The following is an 18,484-nucleotide window of genomic DNA, read 5'->3' on the forward strand; positions in this document are numbered from 1 at the left end:
ATTCAAGGTTCGATGCGCGTCCAGCCCTGCAGCAGCCGTCGCGTCGCCGCTTCGAAGCTGAAATAGTTGCCGCCGCCCGCCGCCTGGTCGTAGCGACGGTCGATCGGAACGGACAGGAGGTGGCAGAGCAGGAGCGCGCCGACCCCGCCATGGGCGACGATGGCGATGTCGCCATGGCCGCGATCGGCTGCAAGGATGGCGTCAACGGCAGCGGCGATACGGTTCTGGGCGTCGATGGCGCGTTCCCAGCCGCGAATGCTGAGCTCCGGATTGGCGAAGAAGGCGTCGGCGGTGGCTTCGAATTCGGGCGGCGGCAGGAATCCGGTCGCCGCGCGGTCATTCTCATGCAGGGCTGGTATCACCTGTACGGGCAGACCGAGATGACCGGCCAGGATGTCGCCGCCGTCACGCGCCTTGCGCTCGTCACTGGTGTAGACGGTGCTGATGCGCGTGACGAAACCATGCCGGTTGAAGGCCTCGTGCCGGGCCCGACCCCTGGCCGAGAGCGGCCATTGCGGCACCGGGATTGCCGGGTCGATCTCGACTTCCGCATGCGTGATGAAATAGGCGATCCTGGTGGCGGCCAAGCGTCGGTCTCCGGCAGTCGAAGCATCGAATTCTCGCCGTTCATCCTGTCCGAAGGGAACGGCGATTGCCATCCCCTTCGGGCTGATGGCCTCAGGCGCGACCCTGGGGCTCGGGCAGCCGCATTGCCGACTGACGCTCGATCATCCAGCCGGGATATTCGCGCGGCAGGGCACTGACTGCATCGAGGCGGGCGAGTTCGTCGGTGCTCAGCACGACATCGGTGGCGGCCAGATTGTCGTCGAGTTGCTCGATGGACTTGGCGCCGATGATCACCGACATCACGAAGGGCCGATGCAGCACGAAGGCGAGGGCGATGCGGGCAACGGACACGTTGTGGGCCTGCGCGATCTCGCGCATCACATCGATGCAGGCGAAGGCTCGGTCCTTGTCGACGGGCGGAAAGTCGAAATTGGTCCGGCGCGCGCCGTCCGGGCCTTTGCCGTCGCGATCGATCTTGCCCGAGAGCAGGCCGCCGGCGAGCGGGCTCCACACCATCAGGCCGAGCTTCTCAGCCTCCAGCAGCGGTACGATCTCGCGTTCGAGGTCACGCCCGGCGATGGTGTAGTAGGCTTGCAGGGTGGAGGGCCGCGTCCAGCCATGCCGGTCGGCAAGGCCGAGGGCCTTCATGATCGTCCAGGCAGACCAGTTCGAGATGCCGACATAGCGGATGTGCCCCTGCCTTACGAGATCGTCGAGGGCACGCATGGTCTCCTCGATCGGCGTGAAGCGGTCGAGGCCGTGGATCTGGTAGAGATCGATATAGTCGGTGCCGAGCCGTTTCAGGCTGGCCTTGACCGCGTCCATGATATGGCCGCGCGAGGCGCCGCGGTCGTTCGGCCCCGGGCCGACCGTGCCGAGCGCCTTGGTGGCGAGCACGACATCGGAGCGCTTGCGGCCGGAATTGACGATGGCCCGTCCGGTGATTTCTTCCGACAGCCCGCCCGAATAGACATCGGCGGTGTCGATGAAATTGATGCCGGCATCGAGGGCGCGGGCGACGATGCCGTCGGCCAGGCGCTGGTCGAGCGTGCCGATCGTGTTCCAGAACTCGTTGCCGCCACCGAAGGTCATGGTGCCCAGGCAAAGCTCGGATACGAAGAGGCCGCTGCTGCCAAGTGTCTTGTAGCGCATGAGATGAGATCCATGAATCAAGGGGATGGAAGCTGCCGCTCAGGCGGCAGGCAAGGGGCGGGAGCCCGGCTCCCAGCCACGCTTCGAAGATAGACCCCTGCTGGCGAGGCCATAAGCCGGCGCCGGCTCCACACGCTGTATAGCTGTGCTATACAGTCGAACCGTATTCCATTCCAATGACGCAGAGATGGCACGTAGCGACCCCTTCGACGGCTTGTCCGAATTCCTCGCCATTGTGCGCCGGGGCAGCTTCCGCGCAGCAGCCATCGAGCTCGGCGTTACTGCCGGGGCGGTGAGCCAGGCGCTGCAGGGGCTGGAGCGCCGGCTCGGCTTGCCGCTCCTGCACCGCACCACGCGCAGCCTTGCCCTGACCGAGGAGGGCGAGCGCCTCCTGGCCCAGCTCGGGCCTGCGGCCGAGACCATCCTGGGCGCGCTGGACGATCTCGTGCAGTCGCGGGCCAAGCCCTCGGGCACGCTGCGTCTGCTGGTGCATCGCATGGCGCTCGTGCATGTGCTCGAGCCGGTGCTGCCGCTGTTTCAGCAGCGCTGGCCGGAGGTGCATGTCGACGTGACAGTGGATTCCACCCATGCAGAGCTGGTCGAGGGTGGCTTCGATGCCGGCATCCGTGTCGGCGAGTTCATCGACAAGGATATGATCGCCGTGCGGGTGACACCGCCCTTTCGCTGGATGGTGATGGCCTCTCCGGCCTATCTCGCCCGGCACGGCCGGCCGCAAGTCCCCGAAGACATCGCCCGGCACCAATGCCTGCGTTACCGGCGGCCGGATGTCGGCGACATCTATCGCTGGGAATTCGAGCGGGACGGCCAGGCGCTCAGTATCGAGCCACCCGGCACCATCGTCGCCAATGATCCCTGGTTGCTGCGTACCCTGGCCGTACAAGGCATGGGGCTGCTCTACGGCTCGACCCTGCAGGCGGCCGGTGAACTCACCCAGGGTCTGTTGGAGACGGTGCTGGAGGAATTTTCGCCGGCCGGCGACAGCCTTTTCGTCTATTTTCCCCGTACCAGCCGGAGCCAGCCCAAGCTGCGCGCCTTTGTGGAGGCCTGTGCCGAGCATCTGCGTCAATCCGGTGTTTCCGGCCTTCCGTAGCATCGGGTTTGGTGCCACAGATGAATGGTCGGACTTTTGAGTCGGCGTCGCATCGCCGCTTCGGGGAACGTGGCAATTCAAGAATGAGCAGGATCGAACCAGGAGAACCTGCGATATTTCAAATACTTGCAGGGTTTTTCACTATTGTCCGTTCGCGGAGAGTATTGGGAAATCCTGCTTAGGGGAAACGACCATGGGCGAACAGGGACATCCGGCGGGACAGGGCGACGCAGTCAGCCTGACCGGCTTTTACGGGCTGGAAGGCAAGGTCGCGGCCGTGACCGGCGGCGGCAGCGGCATCGGGCTGGCGGCGGCGCAGGCCCTGGCCGCGGCTGGGGCCGAGGTCGTCATTCTCGATCGTGCGCCGGTGGGCGAGGACGTGCTGGCAAGCGTCAGGGGCGCGCACCGCGCCGAAACGCTCGTCATGGACGTGACCGATGAGGCCGAGGTAACGGCGCGTTTCACCGAGATCGCCGCCCGCCACGGCCATATCGACATCCTCGTCAACAATGCCGGCCTCGCCATCCGTGATGCGGCGGTGGATCTCAGCCTGGAAGCGTGGGACAAGGTGGTGGCCGTCAACATGACCGGCGTCTTCCTGTGCGCGCGCACCGCGGCCCGCCATATGATCGCGGCCGGGCAGGGTGGGGCGATCATCAACACCGCCTCGATCATGGCCCTGTCGGGCGGTGGCGTCTATCCGAACATCTCCTACCAGACCACCAAGGGCGCCATCGTCAATCTCACCCGCGCCCTGGCGGTGGAATGGGCGCCGCATCGCATCCGTGTGAATGCGGTTGCCCCCACCTATGTTCGTACGCCCTTCATCGCGCCACTACTGGCCCAGCCAGAACTGATGCAGCGCATCGAGGCGATGACGCCGTTGCGCCGCATCGCCGAGCCGCATGAGGTCTCCCCGGCCATTCTCTTCCTCGCCGGTCCGGGTGCCGCCATGGTGACCGGCCATACGCTTCCGGTGGATGGAGGCTATCTGGCTCAGTAAAGCCGAGGCTCAGACGTTGCGTGATCCTCAGTTTCGTGGAAGTTTGCGCGCGAAGGCGGCGCTTTAACCGCGAAATTAAGAAGAAAATATTGAGGAAACACCAATGAATAGTAGCGCTTCTGCCGAGGCTGGGGGCCTGGCGCCTGGTTTGTTGGATCGTGAACGCATCGTGGCACGGCCGGGCTTCAATCGCTGGCTCGTGCCCCCTGCGGCACTGGCCATCCATTTGTGCATTGGCATGGCCTATGGCTTCAGCGTCTTCTGGCTGCCTCTAGGACAGGCACTCGGCATCAGCAAGCCGGTGGCCTGCGCGGTCGATCCCGGCTTCTGGGGAGCGCTCGCCGGTCTCGGGCGGGCCCTGTTCACAACGAGTTGCGACTGGCGTGTCTCCGACCTCACCTTGACCTATACGCTCTTCTTCGTGCTGCTCGGCTCGGCCGCCGCCATCTGGGGCGGCTGGCTGGAGCGCGCCGGGCCGCGCAAGGCCGGTGTCGTGGCCGCCCTGTGCTGGTGCGGCGGACTGCTCATCTCGGCGGTCGGCGTCTACATCCACCAGCTCTGGCTGATCTGGCTGGGCTCGGGCGTGATCGGCGGCATCGGCCTGGGCCTCGGCTACATCTCCCCCGTCTCTACCCTGGTCAAGTGGTTCCCGGACCGGCGCGGCATGGCCACCGGCATGGCGATCATGGGCTTCGGCGGCGGTGCGATGATCGGCTCGCCCCTGGCCGACATCCTGATGAACCATTTCAAGAGCGCCGATGGTGTCGGCGTCTGGCAGACCTTCGTGACATTGGCGGTGATCTATTTCGTCTTCATGATGGCGGGCGCCTTCGGCTATCGCGTGCCGCCGGCGGGCTGGCGTCCGGAGGGCTGGACGCCGCCCGAAAGCACCAAGGCAATGATCACCTCGGGCCATGTGCATCTGTCCAATGCCCACAAGACCCCGCAATTCTGGTTGATCTGGGCCGCGCTCTGCCTCAACGTCTCCGCCGGCATCGGCGTGCTCGGCATGGCTTCGCCGATGCTGCAGGAGATCTTCGCCGGTTCGCTGATCGGCAAGCCCGAGATCGCCTTCGGTGCGCTCGATGCCGGGCAGGCCAAATTGGTCGCCACCATCGCGGCAAGCTTCGTCGGCCTGCTCTCTTTGTTCAACATCTTCGGGCGTTTCTTCTGGGCCTCGCTCTCCGACAAGCTCGGCCGCAAGCTTACCTATGCCACCTTCTTCGGCCTCGGCATCGTGCTCTATGCCTCGGCGCCCTGGGCCGCCCATGCCGGGCTGCTGGCGGTGTTCGTCGCCTTCTTCTGCGTGATCGTTTCGATGTATGGCGGTGGGTTCTCGACGGTGCCCGCCTATCTCGCCGACATGTTCGGCACCCAGTTCGTCGGCGCCATCCATGGCCGTCTGCTGACGGCGTGGTCGACGGCGGGGATCGTCGGGCCGGTGGTGATCAATTACATTCGCGATGCCCAGATCGCCGCGGGCGTGCCCCGAGCCCAGGTCTATGATCGCACCATGTACATCCTCGCCGGCATGCTCGCCGTCGGCTTCGTCATCAATCTCATGATCAAGCCGGTGGCGTCCCGTTGGTTCATGAGCGATGCCGAGGTCGCGGCCCTGCAAAAGCGCGGCGGGACGCAGGAGGGGAGCTCCTCGGGCATCGGGCGGGGCGGGTTGAACGGCTCGGCTGCCCTGGCCTGGCTGGCCGTCGGCATTCCCATCCTCTGGGGCGTATGGATCACCTTCTCCAATGCGCTGAAGCTGTTCCACTAGCCCGAAATGTCCCGTCTCGCGAAAGAGCGAGACGGCAACGGGAATGCGATCCATTCAAGGGGGAAACGCTCCGAATTGTCATAGCCGGGCTTGACCCGGTTATCTCAGAAGCCGCACGCGAACCATGGAGCGTCGAGCTGGATTGCCGGGTCAAGCCCGGCAACGACAAAGGTCGAGCAACCTCGAAGTGCTTGAGTGAGCCTTCCAGGCGGGTCACTTGCTCCCCCTAGAGCGTTTTGCGATTAGATGGAATCATCTCGAATCGCAAAGACGCGTCGAACCAAAGAGCGAGAGCAAAACAGCGTTTCCGTCTAAACGCGCTTTGCTCTAGGAACGGCTTGCCGCAACCCGATCGAGAGTGGCGACCTCGTCTGCCGGCAGGTCGAGCTCTGCCGCGGCGAGGTTGGCGCGCAGATGCGCGACGGAAGACGTGCCGGGGATCAGCAGAATGTTGGGCCCGCGGCGATAGAGCCAGGCGAGCGCGACCTGCAGGGGCGAGGCACCGAGGCGCTGGGCAACTTCCGACAGGGTCGAGGATTGCAGCGGCGTAAACCCGCCAAGCGGGAAATAGGGCACATAGGCGGTACCTTCGCGGGCGAGATCGTCGATCAGGGCGTCATCGGCCCGGTGGGCGAGATTATAGTGGTTCTGCACGCAGACAATCGGGCAGATGCGGCGTCCTTCGGCGATCTGCGCCGCGGTGACGTTGCTCAATCCGACATGCCGTATCAGGCCCTGCTGGCGAAGCTCGGCCAGGACGGTGAGCGGCGCCTCGATCGATCCCTCGGCCGGCCCGTGAACGTCGAACATGACGCGCAGGTTGACGACGTCGAGGACGTCCAGCCCGAGATTGCGCAGATTGTCGTGCACCGCCTCGGTGAGCGCCTCGCGCGAGAAGGCGGGAAGCCATGACGCGTCCTCGCCACGCCGTGCGCCCACCTTGGTGACGATGACGAGATCGTCGGCGTAGGGGTGCAGGGCCTCGCGGATCAGCCGGTTGGTGATGTGCGGGCCGTAGAAGTCGCTGGTATCGATATGGTTCACGCCGGATGCGACGGCTTCGCGCAACACAGCCAGTGCTGCGTCCTGATCCCTGGGCGGGCCGAACACGCCGGGACCGGCAAGTTGCATGGCGCCATAGCCGAGGCGCTTTACGGCACAGTCGCCGAGGATGAAGCTATCGAGTTGCTTGGTTGTGGTCATGGCCGATCTCCTATTCGTTCCGTGAAGCTAAGACCTGTCAATTTGCCCGACAATCGGCCATAATCCGGACAGGTTGTTCGGAGTTACGAACAGTGAAAGTTGACCTCAACGATCTCCATGCCTTTATGGCCGTCGCGCGGGCCGGAGGATTCCGCGACGGCGCTCGGGCGAGCGGGGCCAGCCCGTCGGGCTTGAGCGAGGCGGTAAGCCGGCTGGAGGCGCGGCTTGGTGTCAGGCTGCTGAACCGCACGACGCGCAGCGTCGCTGCCACGGAGGCCGGCGAGCGCCTGCTCGAACGGCTCGGGCCCGCCATGACCGAGGTCGAGGCGGCGCTGGACGTGGTCAACGGCTTTCGCGACAGGCCGGCAGGGACGCTCAGGCTCAATGTGCCCGTCAGCGCCGCGCGGCTGGTGCTGCCGGCGATCGTGCCCGATTTCCTCGCTGCTTTTCCCGATATCCGCCTGGAGGTGATTGCCGAGGACAGCTTCGTCGATGTGTTGGCGGCCGGCTGCGATGCCGGCATCCGCTACGACGAGCGGCTGGAACAGGACATGATCGCCGTGCCCATCGGGCCACGGATTCAGCGTTTTGCTGCTGGAGCGGCGCCTGGCTATCTTGATCGGCGGGGGCGGCCCGAGCACCCGCGCGATCTGCTTGATCATGCCTGCCTGCGGGGCCGATTTTCATCCGGAGCAATGACTGCATGGGAATTCGAGCGTGATGGCGAGATCGTGAATGTCGATACGACCGGGCCGCTGCTGGTGAGCGTCGGCGCGGCAACGGACCTCGCCGTCGATGCGGCAGTCGCCGGCACCGGCATCATTTTTCTGTTCGAGGACTGGTTGCGCCCTTATTTCCGCAGCGGGGCGCTCGAACCCGTGCTCGAACCCTGGTGGCAACGCTTCTCCGGCCCCTTCCTCTATTATCCCGGGCGACGTCTGGTGCCTGCGCCGCTGCGGGCCTTCATCGATTTCATCAAGACATCCGTGCCACGCTCCGGGCCGAGCCTCGATGAATGACATGGCGGGTGAGGGGGCTTGAACGACGGGGTCAGGCTCTGGCGGCAAAGGCGTCCAGTTTTTCGAGCAGGGCGGCCAATTCCTCGGCACTCGGCTGGAAGGACTTCATGCCCATGCTGATGAGAATGCCATAGGAGGCGAACAGCACCAGGGTCGAGTTGATGCTGCCGGCCTTGTCATCCTTGCCCGCTCTCTCGACCAGCGTGCTGAACATGGTGGCCAGCACGGTGGCCGCTTCCGGGATTTCGGTGGCAGTGACCAGGAACGCCGGGGACACGCCGCCTTCCTCCAGGGCAATACGGCGGGCGAGCTGAGCCAGGGCCGAGGCGAAATTCACGGTCGCATCAGCGGTTTCGTCGATTTCCATCATCAGCGTTTCCATATCCTGACGCATGGCAGCGACGATCAGGGCCGTCTTGGTCGGGAAGTGGTGCAGCACGCCGCCCTTGCTGACGCCGGCCTCCGCCGCCACCAGATCGATGGTGAGGTTGTGAACGCCGATGCGCTCGATCACCGCGATGGTGGCGGTCAGGATCTGCCCGATGGTTTCCATGCTGCGCCGCTGCAACTTCCGCGCGCGAAGGGTCTGGGGTGGGGAAGCAGACTGGGGCATAATTCCTGAAAGGGTCTCCGTTCAATAAAAACCGTCTGGACGGTTTTGTTTTTAGTTGATATGGGAACGCTCGACAAGTGAAATGATCGTTCCCGACCGGGTGTCCCGGGAGGGGACCATGGCCTCTGGACGCCGCGGAGCGGGTGAGGACGATGCTACAATTGCAGGATCTCAGGCCTTCCCGTCGAAGCGGCTCCATCGAACGACATTCGCATGAATCAGCGAGGACGACGATGATCTCAAACCTCGGCAATCTCGCATGGCCGCGCCGCGCCGTAAGGTTGCAGCGCGCCGTCCTGCTCGGAAGCCTGATTGCGATGACCTTGCCCGCCGCCGCCTGGAGCGGAGGGGCGCCGGCCCGCGTTGGCGTGGTGACGGCGCGGGTTGCCGATTACCGGCCGAGCGTCAGCCTGACCGGCGACGTGGAGGCCCAGGTGCAGAGCGACATATCGTTCCGCGTGAGCGGGCGCATCGTCGAAAGGCTGGTGGATGTCGGTGATCACGTCACGCCGGACCAGGTGCTGGCACGCGTCGACGGGCAGGAGCAACGCATCGCCCTCGATACCGCCAATGCCGCGCTCGCTTCGGCCCAGGCGCAGCTCCAGCAGAGCCAGGCTGCATATCAGCGCCAGAAAACACTGATCACCTCAAATGCCACCTCGCAAAGCAGCCTCGACGCCGCGCAGGAGAATCTCAGCGTCGCCCAGGCCTCCGTGGCGGCCGCGACGGCACAGGTTGAGCAGGCCAAGGAGCAGCTCGGCTATGCGGATCTGCGCGCCGGCGTCGCCGGCACGGTGACGGTACGCAACGCCGAGGCGGGGCAGGTCGTGCAGGCGGGCCAGACCGTGGTCAGCATCGCCCAGGACGGACCGCGCGACGCGGTCTTCGACGTCTACGAGGCCCTGATCGACAAACCGCCGGGTTCACCGGAGATCGGCATCACGCTGGTGGCTGATCCGAGTGTGAAGACGACCGGCCATGTCAGGGAAATCTCACCCATCGTCGATGCCCGCAAGGGCACGATCCGCGTGAAGATCGGCCTCAAGGAGACGCCGCCGGGCATGTCGCTCGGCACGGCGGTGCGCGGCGAGGCTAGCCTCGCTGCCCAGAAACGTTTCGTGCTGCCGTCTTCGGCGCTGTTCGAGTGGCAGGGCAAGCCGGCTGTCTGGACTGTCGCTGCCGACACCCATGCGGTCGAACCGCGGGTTGTCACGCTCGAGCGCTACACCACGCAGGACATCGTGCTGTCGGCCGGGCTCGACGATGGCGAGACTGTCGTCGTGCGCGGCGGCCAATTGCTGCGGCCCGGCCAGGTCGTCGAAGTCGTCGTCGAAACCGTCGAGGAGCAGGCGCGATGAATTTTTCCCGTCCCATTCGTATCGCCCCAAGCAAAGTCGGCCTGCTCCACCCACGAGCGGGGGAAACGGCCCAACTCTGCAAATGTTTGAAATCCTCAAGATTATTGCTGACCGAGCCTGCGGTTCGATCAGCAATCATCTGCTTGGCGGCCGTGCTCGCGTTGGTGCCGGCCGGTGGCGCCTCGGCACAGGACCGGGGTGCCAGGCCGGTGCTGACCCTGACCGTCCGCAGCATCGATACCGCAAGCTTCGGTCCCTTCGTCGGCAGCGTCGATGCCCGCTACCAGACCAATCTCGGCTTCCAGGTCGGGGGGCGCATCATTGCGCGCGAAGTGAATGTCGGCGACAGGGTCAAACAGGGCGACAGGCTGGCGGCCGTCGATGCCACGCTGCTGCGCCTCGCCGTGCAGTCGGCAGAGGCCGATCTCGCCAATGCCAAGGCGCAGCTCGCCAATGCCGTGCTGACCGAAAACCGCAGCCGCGCCTTGGTGGTCACCGAGACGGCCTCGCGGGCCCAGGTCGACACGGCTGTGGCCGCGCGGGAGACGGCGGACGCAAAGGTTTCCCAGGCCGAGGCCTCGCTGCGGCAGGCACGCAACGTGCTCAGCTATGCCGAGCTCGTCGCGCCCTATGACGGCGTGATCACCGCCGTGAATTCCGACGTCGGCAAGGTGGTGTCAGCCGGCGACATCATCGTCACCCTGGCCCGGCCCGACGTGCGCGAGGCCGTGGTCGACGTGCCGGACTATCTGGCCGACGAGCTCAAGGCCTATCCCCGCTTCGACGTCGTTCTCGCCGGCGAGCCCAGTGTCCGCACCACGGCTACGCTGCGCCAGCTCGCGCCGGCTTCGGATACGGTGACGCGTACGCGCCGGGCTCGCCTGGCCTTGCAGGATCCACCCAATGGCTTCCGGCTCGGTTCCACCATTTCCGTGTCGGCCACGCGAAAGGTCGCTCCCTATGTCGCGGTTCCCGTCTCGGCCTTGGCCGGGCCGGGCGACAAGCCGTCCGTCTGGGTGGTCGATGCGGCCAAGGCCGTGGTCGCGACCCGGCCGGTGACCCTGGTCTCCACCAAGGCCGGCTATGCCGTGGTCGATGGCCTCAAGGACGGGGACATCGTGGTGAAAGCGGGGGTTGGCAGCCTGCAACCCGGCCAGGCCGTCGATCTCCAGCGCAGCCAGACTCTCGAGGAACAGAAATGAGCGGCTTCAACCTGTCGGACTGGGCGCTCAAGCACCGCTCCTTCATCTGGTATCTGATGATCGCCTCGGTGATCGCCGGTGCGCTCTCCTATGTGAGGCTCGGCCGCGAGGAAGATCCGTCCTTCGACATCAAGACCATGGTGGTCCAGGTGAACTGGCCGGGTGCGACGCTGGACGAAACCCTCAACCAGGTCACCGATCGGGTCGAGAAGGAGCTCCAGCAGATCGGTGCGCTCGACTATACGCGCAGCTATACGCGGCCGGGCACGGCCACCATCATGGTCAATTTCAAGGACACCACCAATGGCCGGGCCCTGAGCGATGCCTTCTACCAGGTGCGCAAACATGTGAACGACATCTGGTACACGCTGCCGAGCGGCGTGCAGGGACCCTTCTTCAATGACGAGTTCGGCGACGTCTACGGCAATGTCTATGCCTTCACCGCCGACGGCATCGATTTCCGCCAGTTGCGCGACTATGTCGAGGAGGTGCGTAATCGTGCGCTCGCCGTGCCCAATGCCGGCAAGACCCAGATCCTCGGTGCCCAGGACGAGGTGATCTATCTCGATTTCGATACGGCGCGCCTTGCCAGCCTCGGGCTTGACCGCCAGGCGGTGATCGCCTCGCTGCAGGCGCAGAACTCCGTCTCGGCTGCCGGCGTGATCCAGGCTGGACGCGACCGTGTCAGCGTGCGCGTCGACGGTGGCTTCAAGTCGGAACAGGACCTCAGGGCCATCAATCTGCGCGTCAACGACCGTTTCTTCCGGCTCTCCGACGTCGCCACCATCACGCGGGGCTATGTCGATCCGCCGACTTCGCTCTTCCGTTTCGACGGCAAGCCCGCCATCGGCCTGGCGGTCGCCATGGCGCCGAACGGCAATGTTCTCCAGTTCGGCGAGGATCTGAAGGAGGCCATGACAGAGGTCACCGGCACCTTGCCGATCGGCGTCGGCGTGCATCTGGTCTCCGACCAGCCGGCGGTTGTCGAGGAGGCGATCTCCGGCTTCACCCGCGCCCTGATGGAGGCGGTGATCATCGTGATGGCGGTGAGCTTCGTCAGCCTCGGCCTGCGCGCCGGACTGGTGGTGGCGATCTCCATCCCGCTGGTGCTCGCGATCGTCTTCCTGGTGATGGAATATACCGGCATCTCCCTGCAGCGCATCTCGCTGGGCGCCCTGATCATTGCCCTCGGCCTGCTGGTCGACGACGCCATGATCACCGTGGAGATGATGATCAGCCGGCTGGAGGCCGGCGACAGCCTGGGCAGGGCAGCGACCTTCGCCTATACCTCGACGGCTTTTCCGATGCTGACAGGTACGCTGGTGACGGTGGCGGGCTTCATCCCGATCGGACTCAATTCGAGTTCGGCGGGCCAATATACCTTCACCCTGTTCGTGGTGATCGCCGTCGCCCTGCTGGTGTCCTGGATCGTCGCCGTGCTGTTCGCGCCCCTGCTGGGCGTGACCGTGTTGCCCAGCAGTATGAAGAAACATGACGAAAAGCCGAGCCGGCTGGCCTCCGCCTTCAAGAGCACGCTGCTCGCCGCCATGCGCTGGCGCTGGGCGACCATCGCCATCTGCCTCGGCCTGCTCGGTGCCTCGGTCGTGGCCATGGGCCATGTCCAGCAGCAATTCTTCCCCTCGTCGGACCGGCCCGAACTGCTGGTCGACATGACGCTGCCGCAGAACAGCGCCATCGGCGAGACCAAGACGCAGATGGACCGCTTCGAGCAGGCGTTCGTGGGCGACGGCGACGTGGTGCGCTGGAGCTCCTATGTCGGGCAGGGCGCCGTGCGCTTCTATCTGCCGCTCGACCAGCAGCTCTCCAACCCCTTCTTCGGCCAGGCCGTGGTGGTCACCAAGGATATCGAGGCCCGCAACCGCGTGCAGAAGAAGCTGGAGGCGCTGGCCCGTGACAAGTTCGTCGGCATCGATGTGCTCGTCCATCCGCTCGAACTCGGCCCGCCGGTCGGCCGCCCCGTGCAATATCGCGTCAGCGGCGCCGATCTCCAGAAGGTGCGCGAGCAGGCGATCAAGCTTGCCGGCATCATCGCCACCGACCCCAATCTTGGTACGATCACCTTCGACTGGAACGAGCCGGCGCGTGTGCTCAAGGTCGAGGTCGACCAGAACAAGGCACGCCTGCTCGGGGTCACCTCGCAGGATATCGCCTCCATCCTCGACGGTACACTGGCGGGAACCGCCTTCACCCAGGTGCGTGACAACATCTATCTGATCAACGTGGTCGGCCGCGCCACCGCGGACCAGCGCAACTCCGTGGAGACGCTGGAAAACCTGCAGATCCCGCTTTCCGGCGGGACAGTGGTGCCGCTGCGCGCGGTGGCGAATATCGGCTATGGCATGGAGCAGCCCATCGTCTGGCGCCGCTCGCGCCTACCCACCATCACGGTGCAGGCGGCCCTCGTCGGCAATGTCCAGCCGGCGACGGTGGTCGACAGGGTGGCGCCCAAGGTGGCCGAGTTCAAGGCCGGACTGCCCGACCACTACAAGCTGGAAGTGGGTGGGGCGGTGGAGGAATCCGCCAAGGGCCAGGGGCCGATCATCGCCATCGTGCCGATCATGCTCCTGACCATGGTGACCATCCTGATGGTGCAGCTCCAGAGCTTCCAGAAGCTGTTCCTGGTGATCAGCGTGGCGCCGCTCGGCCTGATCGGCGTGGTGCTCGGCCTCCTGCCCTTCAACCAGCCCATGGGCTTCGTCGCCATTCTCGGCATTCTCTCGCTGATCGGCATCATCATCCGCAACTCCGTGATCCTGGTGAAGCAGATCGAGGATCACGAGGAGGCTGGGATGGATCGCTGGACCGCCGTGGTGGACGCTACCGTCCACCGCATGCGCCCGATCATGCTGACGGCGGCGGCGGCCAGCCTGGGCATGATCCCGATCGCCCGCGAGGTGTTCTGGGGCCCGATGGCCTATGCCATGATCGGCGGCATCCTGGTGGCAACCGTGCTGACGCTGCTGTTCCTGCCGGCCCTCTATGTGGCCTGGTACCGGATCAAGGAGCCGAAGACACCGGCTGCCGCCTGACGAGCGCCGCCAGGTCGTCCCAGGCATAGACGAGGTTGTGCGAGCGCCAGAGCGGACCCGGATCGGTATAGGATCCGGCCTGCCTGGCGCCTTGCGCCTCGTAGAAGGCAATCGCCGGTCCATTGCCGGCGACGACCCCGATGGCGGCGCTCCGGCGCCCCTGTTCGACCAGCCGTGCCGCCATGGCTTCGAGCAGGGCCCGCCCGATACCCTGGCGCTTGTGAAGCGGGTCGACATAGAGGTGCTTGATCTCGCTGCGCCCATCGAAGATCGCCTGCGAGGCCATGCCGGCCGCGGCAAAGCCGACCAGCCCGGCCCCGTTTTCGGCCAGCAGCACGATCTGCTCGGCGGCAGGGGAGGACAGCCGCTTGTGCCAGCTTGCAAAGCGATGCTCCTCGTCCAGCACGACGAAGGCCTTGGAAGGCGCGAGCGCATGATAGGTATGGCGCCAGACCGCGACATGCAGCTCGGCCATCGCCTTGGCGTCGTCGAGACGGGCCGATCGGATGTTGACTGCGCTCATTCCATCGCTCCCAACGCTGGCGCTTATCCGTTCAGGAAACACTCTTGGGACATGAAACGCGGCTCAAGCGCCGACGTTCCAAGACCATACGCTGCAAACGGCGACGTCGTCACTATGGCCGCCCCTCGAGATCCTAGCATGCCGTTGGGCTGGCGTTGCGCTCTCTTATTGTCGAGGTCGAGCTGCCCCTCACCCTTACCCAGTTCCATTCAATTTCAGGCGCCGTGCAAAGACCCTGGAGAATGTCCTACAGCCTTGCCTGTGTACTGCGCGGCGTAGCGAGCAAAAGATGGGTCTCGGAGGCGGTGACGCCCTGAATGAGGCGGATGCGGCGCAGGACGGCGTCGAGATCGCTGAGATTGAGCGTGGCGAACTCCACCACGATGTCCCAGCGGCCATTGGTGGTGTGCACCGCGCTGACCTCGGGAAAGCCGCCGAGGACGTCGATGACCCGGTCGGCGGCCCGCCCTTCCACTTCGATCATCACGATGCCGCGCACCGGCATGGCGATCGCGTCGGCCTTGAGGATCACCGTGTAGCCGATGATGTCGCCCTGGGCTTCCATGCGTTCGATACGCGCCCGCACCGTGGCGCGCGAAAGGCCGAGCTCGCCGGCGAGGTCGGAAATGCTGCGCCTGCCATTGTGGCGCAGCAAGGTGAGGAGCTGGCGGTCGATGTCGTCCATGGATCTGCCGGAATGATCATGAGTTTATGCCAATTCGATAAGGTATATTGAGCTCTTTGCCAAATTGCATCGTTCATACCGCCAAGCCCGGGCGATAGACTGCCGCCGGATTTCAAGAGGCTCGCATGACTTCGAAACATTGTATCTTGCTGGGTGTGCCACTGCAGGAAGGCACGGGGCGGCTTGGCTGCGACATGGGTCCCGGCGGCTTCCGGGCCGCCGGCCTGGCTGGCGCCTTGCAGGAACTCGGCCACAGCGTCGAGGATCGCGGCAACCTTACTCCCGCACCCCAGCGCCCGCTCAGCCACCCCAACCAGGCCATAAAGCATCTGCCTGAAGTGGCGGCCTGGACCGAAGCTCTTGCCGAGGCTTCCTATCGTCTCGGTGCCGAGGGCATGCCGATCATCCTCGGCGGCGATCATGGCCTAGCTGCCGGTACGCTCAGTGGTTTCAGCAGGCGGGCGGCCGAAACGGGCCGGCCCTTCTTCGTGCTCTGGCTCGATGCCCATCCCGATTTTCACACGCTGGACTCGACGGTGAGCGGCAATCTGCATGGCTGCCCGGTGGCCTATGCCACCGGCAGGCCTGGCTTCGAGGGTTATTTCCCGCCGCTGGCCGCGCCGGTGAATCCCGAAAACATCTGCATGATCGGCATTCGCAGCGTCGATCCGGCAGAGCGTACGGCCCTGACCGCCGCAGGCGTCACCGTGCATGACATGCGGGCGATCGACGAGCATGGTGTCGGCCCGCTGCTGCAGGCTTTCCTGCGACGGGTGGCGGAAGCGAATGGCGTGCTGCATGTCAGCCTCGACGTCGACTTTCTCGATCCCGGCATTGCGCCGGGCGTCGGCACCACGGTGCCGGGCGGTGCGACCTTCCGCGAGGCCCACCTGATCATGGAGATGCTGCATGACAGCGGCCTCGCCACCAGCCTCGATCTCGTCGAGCTCAATCCCTTCCTCGACGAGCGCGGCCGCACCGCCCTGCTCATGGTCGATCTCGTCGCCAGCCTGATGGGGCGGCGCGTGATGGACCGGCCGACGCGTGCGGGCACGGCCTAGAGCGTTTTGTGATTTCTCGGGGTCACCGAGAATCGCAAAGACGCGTCGAAACAAAGAGCTAGAGCAAAGTGCGGTTCGGAGAAACCGCGCTTTGCTCTAGCGCTGCAGCTATATTGCGCCATAGGAGGCGCTGGAAACACGGAGTGTCGACCTCCGGTCGACAATCTTGGAAACATTGCATTTGCCGGCAAGAAAGATGTCGACCGGAGGTCGACACTCCATATCTCCAGCGCCATTGTAAGATCGGCAACAGGGGCTCCCGCCGTCGCAATTTCAGCGCAGCGGCGAGGCGATCCGGGGAGGCGGCATGCCACAGAGCGTTCGTGACACCGGGGCCATGATTGCGGGCATGACGCCGCGCCTCAAGGACGGGGCCTTTGTCTTCTGTACCACCACGTCGTCGGCCGTGATCGAGGCTGCTGCCACGCAGGCCCTGTGCTTCTTCCGGGAAGAGGAAGGCGTTACCCTGGTCCTGCCGGTGGACGTCGCCGCCACCCTCGGCTTCGATACCGCCCTGGCAATGAAGCGCATCGAGCTGGAGGTCTTCTCGGCTCTCGACGGCGTCGGGCTGACTGCCGCCGTGGCCTCCGCCCTGGCGGCGGTTGGAATCCCCTGCAACATGGTCGCGGCCTATCACCACGACCATGTCTTCGTTCCCGCCGGGATGGCCGAGCAGGCCGTCGCCGTCCTGGAGGCTGCACAGCGGCAGGCTGCGGGCTAGGTCGTTGCATCCATCCGCTGCAAGCCTTCAGTCCGGAACGTGCCTCGCCCTGCTGAAATAAGGCAGCACAAACATATAGAGGCCGCTGAACAGCAGCAGGAAGAGCGGCAGCAGGGGCGCATAGACCACCAATGCCGGCGGCTCACCCAGTGCCATGGCAACGAAATTGGCGATCACGGTCACCGTGAAGGCGATGGATAGCCAGCGATGGGTCTGCCGTATCAGGGCGTTGAAGTTCAATGAAGCCTCCCTTGTTGATCTTGCACCGATGTCCCCCAGCAGGGTAGGGGGCGGGGCTCAGTCCAGCCCCGCCAGGACCTGCTCCAGATTGGCGAGGAATTGCTGCCAGCCGGCCTTGGCGCCGCCATAGGCCTGGCGTTGGGACGGCCGGAAACCGGCCTGTTCCATGCGCAGATGCGTGCCGGCACCGGTGGGCGTGAGCGTGAAGGTCACCACGCTTTTCAGATCGTAGGCATCGTCGTCATGGCTGAAATTCCAGCTATAGGACAAGGTCCGGTGCGGTTCGATGGCGAGAACCTCGCAGTCGAGCACCCCGCCCCATTCGCCGCGCAGATTGAAGCGGTGACCGACCACCGGGTCGAAATCGTTCTTCATCAACCACGCTTCGATCAGATGGGGCTGGGTGAGGGCGCGCCAGAGCTTTTCGGGCGGATGCGGAATCTCGCGCTCGACGACGACGGTACGGGTTTCGCTCGTATTGTTGGTCATTGGTCCATCCTGTTCAGCAAATCTTCGAGATCGTCGAACCGGGCTTCCCAGAATTGCGTCATCTGGCTCGCCCAGTCGATCAGAGGGCCGAGTGCGCCGAGTTGTGCGCAATAATGGGTCTGCCGGCCCTCATGGCGGTCGCGGACCAACCCGGCCTGTTTCAGCATCGCCAGGTGCTTCGAGACGGCCGGTTGTGAGACCCGGGCGTGGGCTGTGAGGGCCCCGACCGTCTGTTCTCCCTTGCGGCACAAGCGCTCGAAGATCGCCCGCCGGGTTGGATCGGCAAGCGTTCTGAACAGAAGGTCGGGGGAGGGCGACGTCAAAATCAATAACTCCTCAGTTATGGATTTAACTCATAGCTCAACAGTTATGAATTCGTCAAGCTTGCAGCAAAGGGCGCGGTCGCTGGCAACCCATGATATGGTTCGAAAGCGGCCACGCGGGGCATTATCCGGCAGGCCAGACGGGCCTTTCGCGAAGGAAATGCCTTAAAGAGATCGACTCATCGAAGGCTGTATTCCTGGGAGCGCGGACGTCCTCGTCCATAGGCGCTAAGACAAGGCGAGAGGCGCGAGGCCGGCCACCCCTTCGCCCCGTTTACGGGGAGAAGGTAAGGACGAGGGGCGGCGCGACCTCACAAACTGACGCCGTCCGTAGCCCCTCACCTCCATCCTCTCCCCGTAAACGGGGCGAGGGGGCTCATATGTCGAGCTCGA

The 18,484-nt window shown here is 64.8% G+C and carries 18 protein-coding genes; 9 read left to right on the forward strand and 9 right to left on the reverse strand.

Annotated features, from left to right (window positions below):
* Positions 1-2: 2 nt before the first annotated feature.
* Together BA190_RS25835 and BA190_RS25840 are read right to left on the reverse strand one after the other, a co-directional pair.
* Positions 3-587, reverse strand: a complete 585-nt coding sequence (locus BA190_RS25835) for a histidine phosphatase family protein (RefSeq protein ID WP_245314957.1) — start codon at positions 585-587, stop codon at positions 3-5.
* A gap of 91 nt (positions 588-678) precedes the next feature.
* A complete protein-coding gene (locus tag BA190_RS25840) occupies positions 679-1,719 on the reverse strand; it encodes an aldo/keto reductase (protein ID WP_068294602.1) in 1,041 nt (346 codons plus the stop codon).
* Between the two features lie 187 nt (positions 1,720-1,906).
* On the opposite strand from BA190_RS25840, the gene BA190_RS25845 reads away from it, so the two are divergent.
* The 3 genes from BA190_RS25845 to BA190_RS25855 all read left to right on the forward strand — a co-directional run bounded on the left by BA190_RS25845 (position 1,907) and on the right by BA190_RS25855 (position 5,604).
* On the forward strand, positions 1,907-2,830 hold the full coding sequence (locus BA190_RS25845) for a LysR family transcriptional regulator (RefSeq protein ID WP_068294605.1): 924 nt from the start codon (positions 1,907-1,909) through the stop codon (positions 2,828-2,830).
* Between the two features lie 193 nt (positions 2,831-3,023).
* The gene (locus BA190_RS25850) at positions 3,024-3,833 is read left to right on the forward strand and encodes an SDR family NAD(P)-dependent oxidoreductase (RefSeq protein WP_068294608.1); all 810 of its coding nucleotides are present in this window, start codon (positions 3,024-3,026) and stop codon (positions 3,831-3,833) included.
* Between the two features lie 103 nt (positions 3,834-3,936).
* Positions 3,937-5,604, forward strand: a complete 1,668-nt coding sequence (locus BA190_RS25855) for an OFA family MFS transporter (RefSeq protein WP_068294611.1) — start codon at positions 3,937-3,939, stop codon at positions 5,602-5,604.
* 327 nt (positions 5,605-5,931) lie between these two features.
* On the opposite strand, the gene BA190_RS25860 is transcribed toward BA190_RS25855, so the two are convergent.
* A complete protein-coding gene (locus BA190_RS25860) occupies positions 5,932-6,807 on the reverse strand; it encodes an aldo/keto reductase family oxidoreductase (RefSeq protein WP_068294614.1) in 876 nt (291 codons plus the stop codon).
* A 92-nt stretch (positions 6,808-6,899) separates the two neighbouring features.
* Here BA190_RS25860 and BA190_RS25865 point away from each other — a divergent pair, with 92 nt between their 5' ends.
* Positions 6,900-7,826 (forward strand): LysR family transcriptional regulator, encoded by a 927-nt coding sequence (locus BA190_RS25865; protein WP_068294617.1) that lies wholly within the window; start codon positions 6,900-6,902, stop codon positions 7,824-7,826.
* Positions 7,827-7,857: 31 nt separating this feature from the next.
* Here the strand turns inward: BA190_RS25865 and BA190_RS25870 are convergent, their stop codons facing one another.
* The gene (locus BA190_RS25870; protein ID WP_068294620.1) at positions 7,858-8,379 is read right to left on the reverse strand and encodes a TetR/AcrR family transcriptional regulator; all 522 of its coding nucleotides are present in this window, start codon (positions 8,377-8,379) and stop codon (positions 7,858-7,860) included.
* Positions 8,380-8,672: 293 nt separating this feature from the next.
* Here BA190_RS25870 and BA190_RS25875 point away from each other — a divergent pair, with 293 nt between their 5' ends.
* From BA190_RS25875 to BA190_RS25885, 3 genes are all read left to right on the forward strand, one after another.
* Complete coding sequence (locus BA190_RS25875) at positions 8,673-9,797, forward strand: efflux RND transporter periplasmic adaptor subunit (protein WP_068294623.1); 1,125 nt, start codon at positions 8,673-8,675, stop codon at positions 9,795-9,797.
* Positions 9,798-9,949: 152 nt separating this feature from the next.
* Complete coding sequence (locus BA190_RS25880; RefSeq protein ID WP_245314958.1) at positions 9,950-10,999, forward strand: efflux RND transporter periplasmic adaptor subunit; 1,050 nt, start codon at positions 9,950-9,952, stop codon at positions 10,997-10,999.
* On the forward strand, positions 10,996-14,049 hold the full coding sequence (locus BA190_RS25885; protein WP_068294627.1) for an efflux RND transporter permease subunit: 3,054 nt from the start codon (positions 10,996-10,998) through the stop codon (positions 14,047-14,049). Before BA190_RS25880 ends, BA190_RS25885 begins: the two co-directional genes overlap by 4 nt.
* Here the strand turns inward: BA190_RS25885 and BA190_RS25890 are convergent.
* Positions 14,018-14,572, reverse strand: coding sequence for a GNAT family N-acetyltransferase (locus tag BA190_RS25890; protein WP_068294630.1), 555 nt, complete (start codon positions 14,570-14,572; stop codon positions 14,018-14,020). The genes BA190_RS25885 and BA190_RS25890 overlap by 32 nt on opposite strands.
* 247 nt (positions 14,573-14,819) lie before the next feature.
* Positions 14,820-15,257 carry an Lrp/AsnC family transcriptional regulator gene (locus BA190_RS25900; protein WP_068294636.1) on the reverse strand — a complete coding sequence of 146 codons (438 nt, stop codon included), beginning with the start codon at positions 15,255-15,257 and terminating at the stop codon, positions 14,820-14,822.
* A gap of 125 nt (positions 15,258-15,382) precedes the next feature.
* Between BA190_RS25900 and rocF the strand changes: the two genes are divergently transcribed.
* On the forward strand, positions 15,383-16,318 hold the full coding sequence (rocF, locus tag BA190_RS25905) for an arginase (protein WP_068294639.1): 936 nt from the start codon (positions 15,383-15,385) through the stop codon (positions 16,316-16,318).
* 307 nt (positions 16,319-16,625) lie between these two features.
* A complete protein-coding gene (locus BA190_RS25910) occupies positions 16,626-17,039 on the forward strand; it encodes an ACT domain-containing protein (protein ID WP_068294642.1) in 414 nt (137 codons plus the stop codon).
* 27 nt (positions 17,040-17,066) lie between these two features.
* Here BA190_RS25910 and BA190_RS25915 read toward each other — a convergent pair whose 3' ends face one another.
* The 3 genes from BA190_RS25915 to BA190_RS25925 are packed head-to-tail and all read right to left on the reverse strand — an operon-like array spanning position 17,067 to position 18,091.
* A complete protein-coding gene (locus BA190_RS25915) occupies positions 17,067-17,279 on the reverse strand; it encodes a hypothetical protein (protein ID WP_068294645.1) in 213 nt (70 codons plus the stop codon).
* A 57-nt stretch (positions 17,280-17,336) separates the two neighbouring features.
* Positions 17,337-17,768 (reverse strand): SRPBCC domain-containing protein, encoded by a 432-nt coding sequence (locus BA190_RS25920; RefSeq protein WP_068294647.1) that lies wholly within the window; start codon positions 17,766-17,768, stop codon positions 17,337-17,339.
* On the reverse strand, positions 17,765-18,091 hold the full coding sequence (locus BA190_RS25925) for a helix-turn-helix transcriptional regulator (RefSeq protein ID WP_068294649.1): 327 nt from the start codon (positions 18,089-18,091) through the stop codon (positions 17,765-17,767). Before BA190_RS25925 ends, BA190_RS25920 begins: the two co-directional genes overlap by 4 nt.
* Positions 18,092-18,484 lie beyond the last annotated feature (393 nt).

This window comes from Labrys sp. WJW, assembly GCF_001676615.1.
Lineage (GTDB): Bacteria > Pseudomonadota > Alphaproteobacteria > Rhizobiales > Labraceae > Labrys > Labrys sedimenti.

Bases quoted from the DNA above. Each gene is read 5' to 3' on its own strand.
- BA190_RS25900 (WP_068294636.1), bottom strand. From the start codon at position 15,257: ATGGACGACATCGACCGCCAGCTCCTCACCTTGCTGCGCCACAATGGC.
- BA190_RS25850 (WP_068294608.1), top strand. From the start codon at position 3,024: ATGGGCGAACAGGGACATCCGGCGGGACAGGGCGACGCAGTCAGCCTG.
- BA190_RS25840 (WP_068294602.1), bottom strand. From the start codon at position 1,719: ATGCGCTACAAGACACTTGGCAGCAGCGGCCTCTTCGTATCCGAGCTT.
- BA190_RS25855 (WP_068294611.1), top strand. From the start codon at position 3,937: ATGAATAGTAGCGCTTCTGCCGAGGCTGGGGGCCTGGCGCCTGGTTTG.
- BA190_RS25860 (WP_068294614.1), bottom strand. From the start codon at position 6,807: ATGACCACAACCAAGCAACTCGATAGCTTCATCCTCGGCGACTGTGCC.
- BA190_RS25870 (WP_068294620.1), bottom strand. From the start codon at position 8,379: ATGGAAACCATCGGGCAGATCCTGACCGCCACCATCGCGGTGATCGAG.
- BA190_RS25875 (WP_068294623.1), top strand. From the start codon at position 8,673: ATGATCTCAAACCTCGGCAATCTCGCATGGCCGCGCCGCGCCGTAAGG.
- BA190_RS25885 (WP_068294627.1), top strand. From the start codon at position 10,996: ATGAGCGGCTTCAACCTGTCGGACTGGGCGCTCAAGCACCGCTCCTTC.
- rocF (WP_068294639.1), top strand. From the start codon at position 15,383: ATGACTTCGAAACATTGTATCTTGCTGGGTGTGCCACTGCAGGAAGGC.
- BA190_RS25910 (WP_068294642.1), top strand. From the start codon at position 16,626: ATGCCACAGAGCGTTCGTGACACCGGGGCCATGATTGCGGGCATGACG.
- BA190_RS25920 (WP_068294647.1), bottom strand. From the start codon at position 17,768: ATGACCAACAATACGAGCGAAACCCGTACCGTCGTCGTCGAGCGCGAG.
- BA190_RS25845 (WP_068294605.1), top strand. From the start codon at position 1,907: ATGGCACGTAGCGACCCCTTCGACGGCTTGTCCGAATTCCTCGCCATT.
- BA190_RS25890 (WP_068294630.1), bottom strand. From the start codon at position 14,572: ATGAGCGCAGTCAACATCCGATCGGCCCGTCTCGACGACGCCAAGGCG.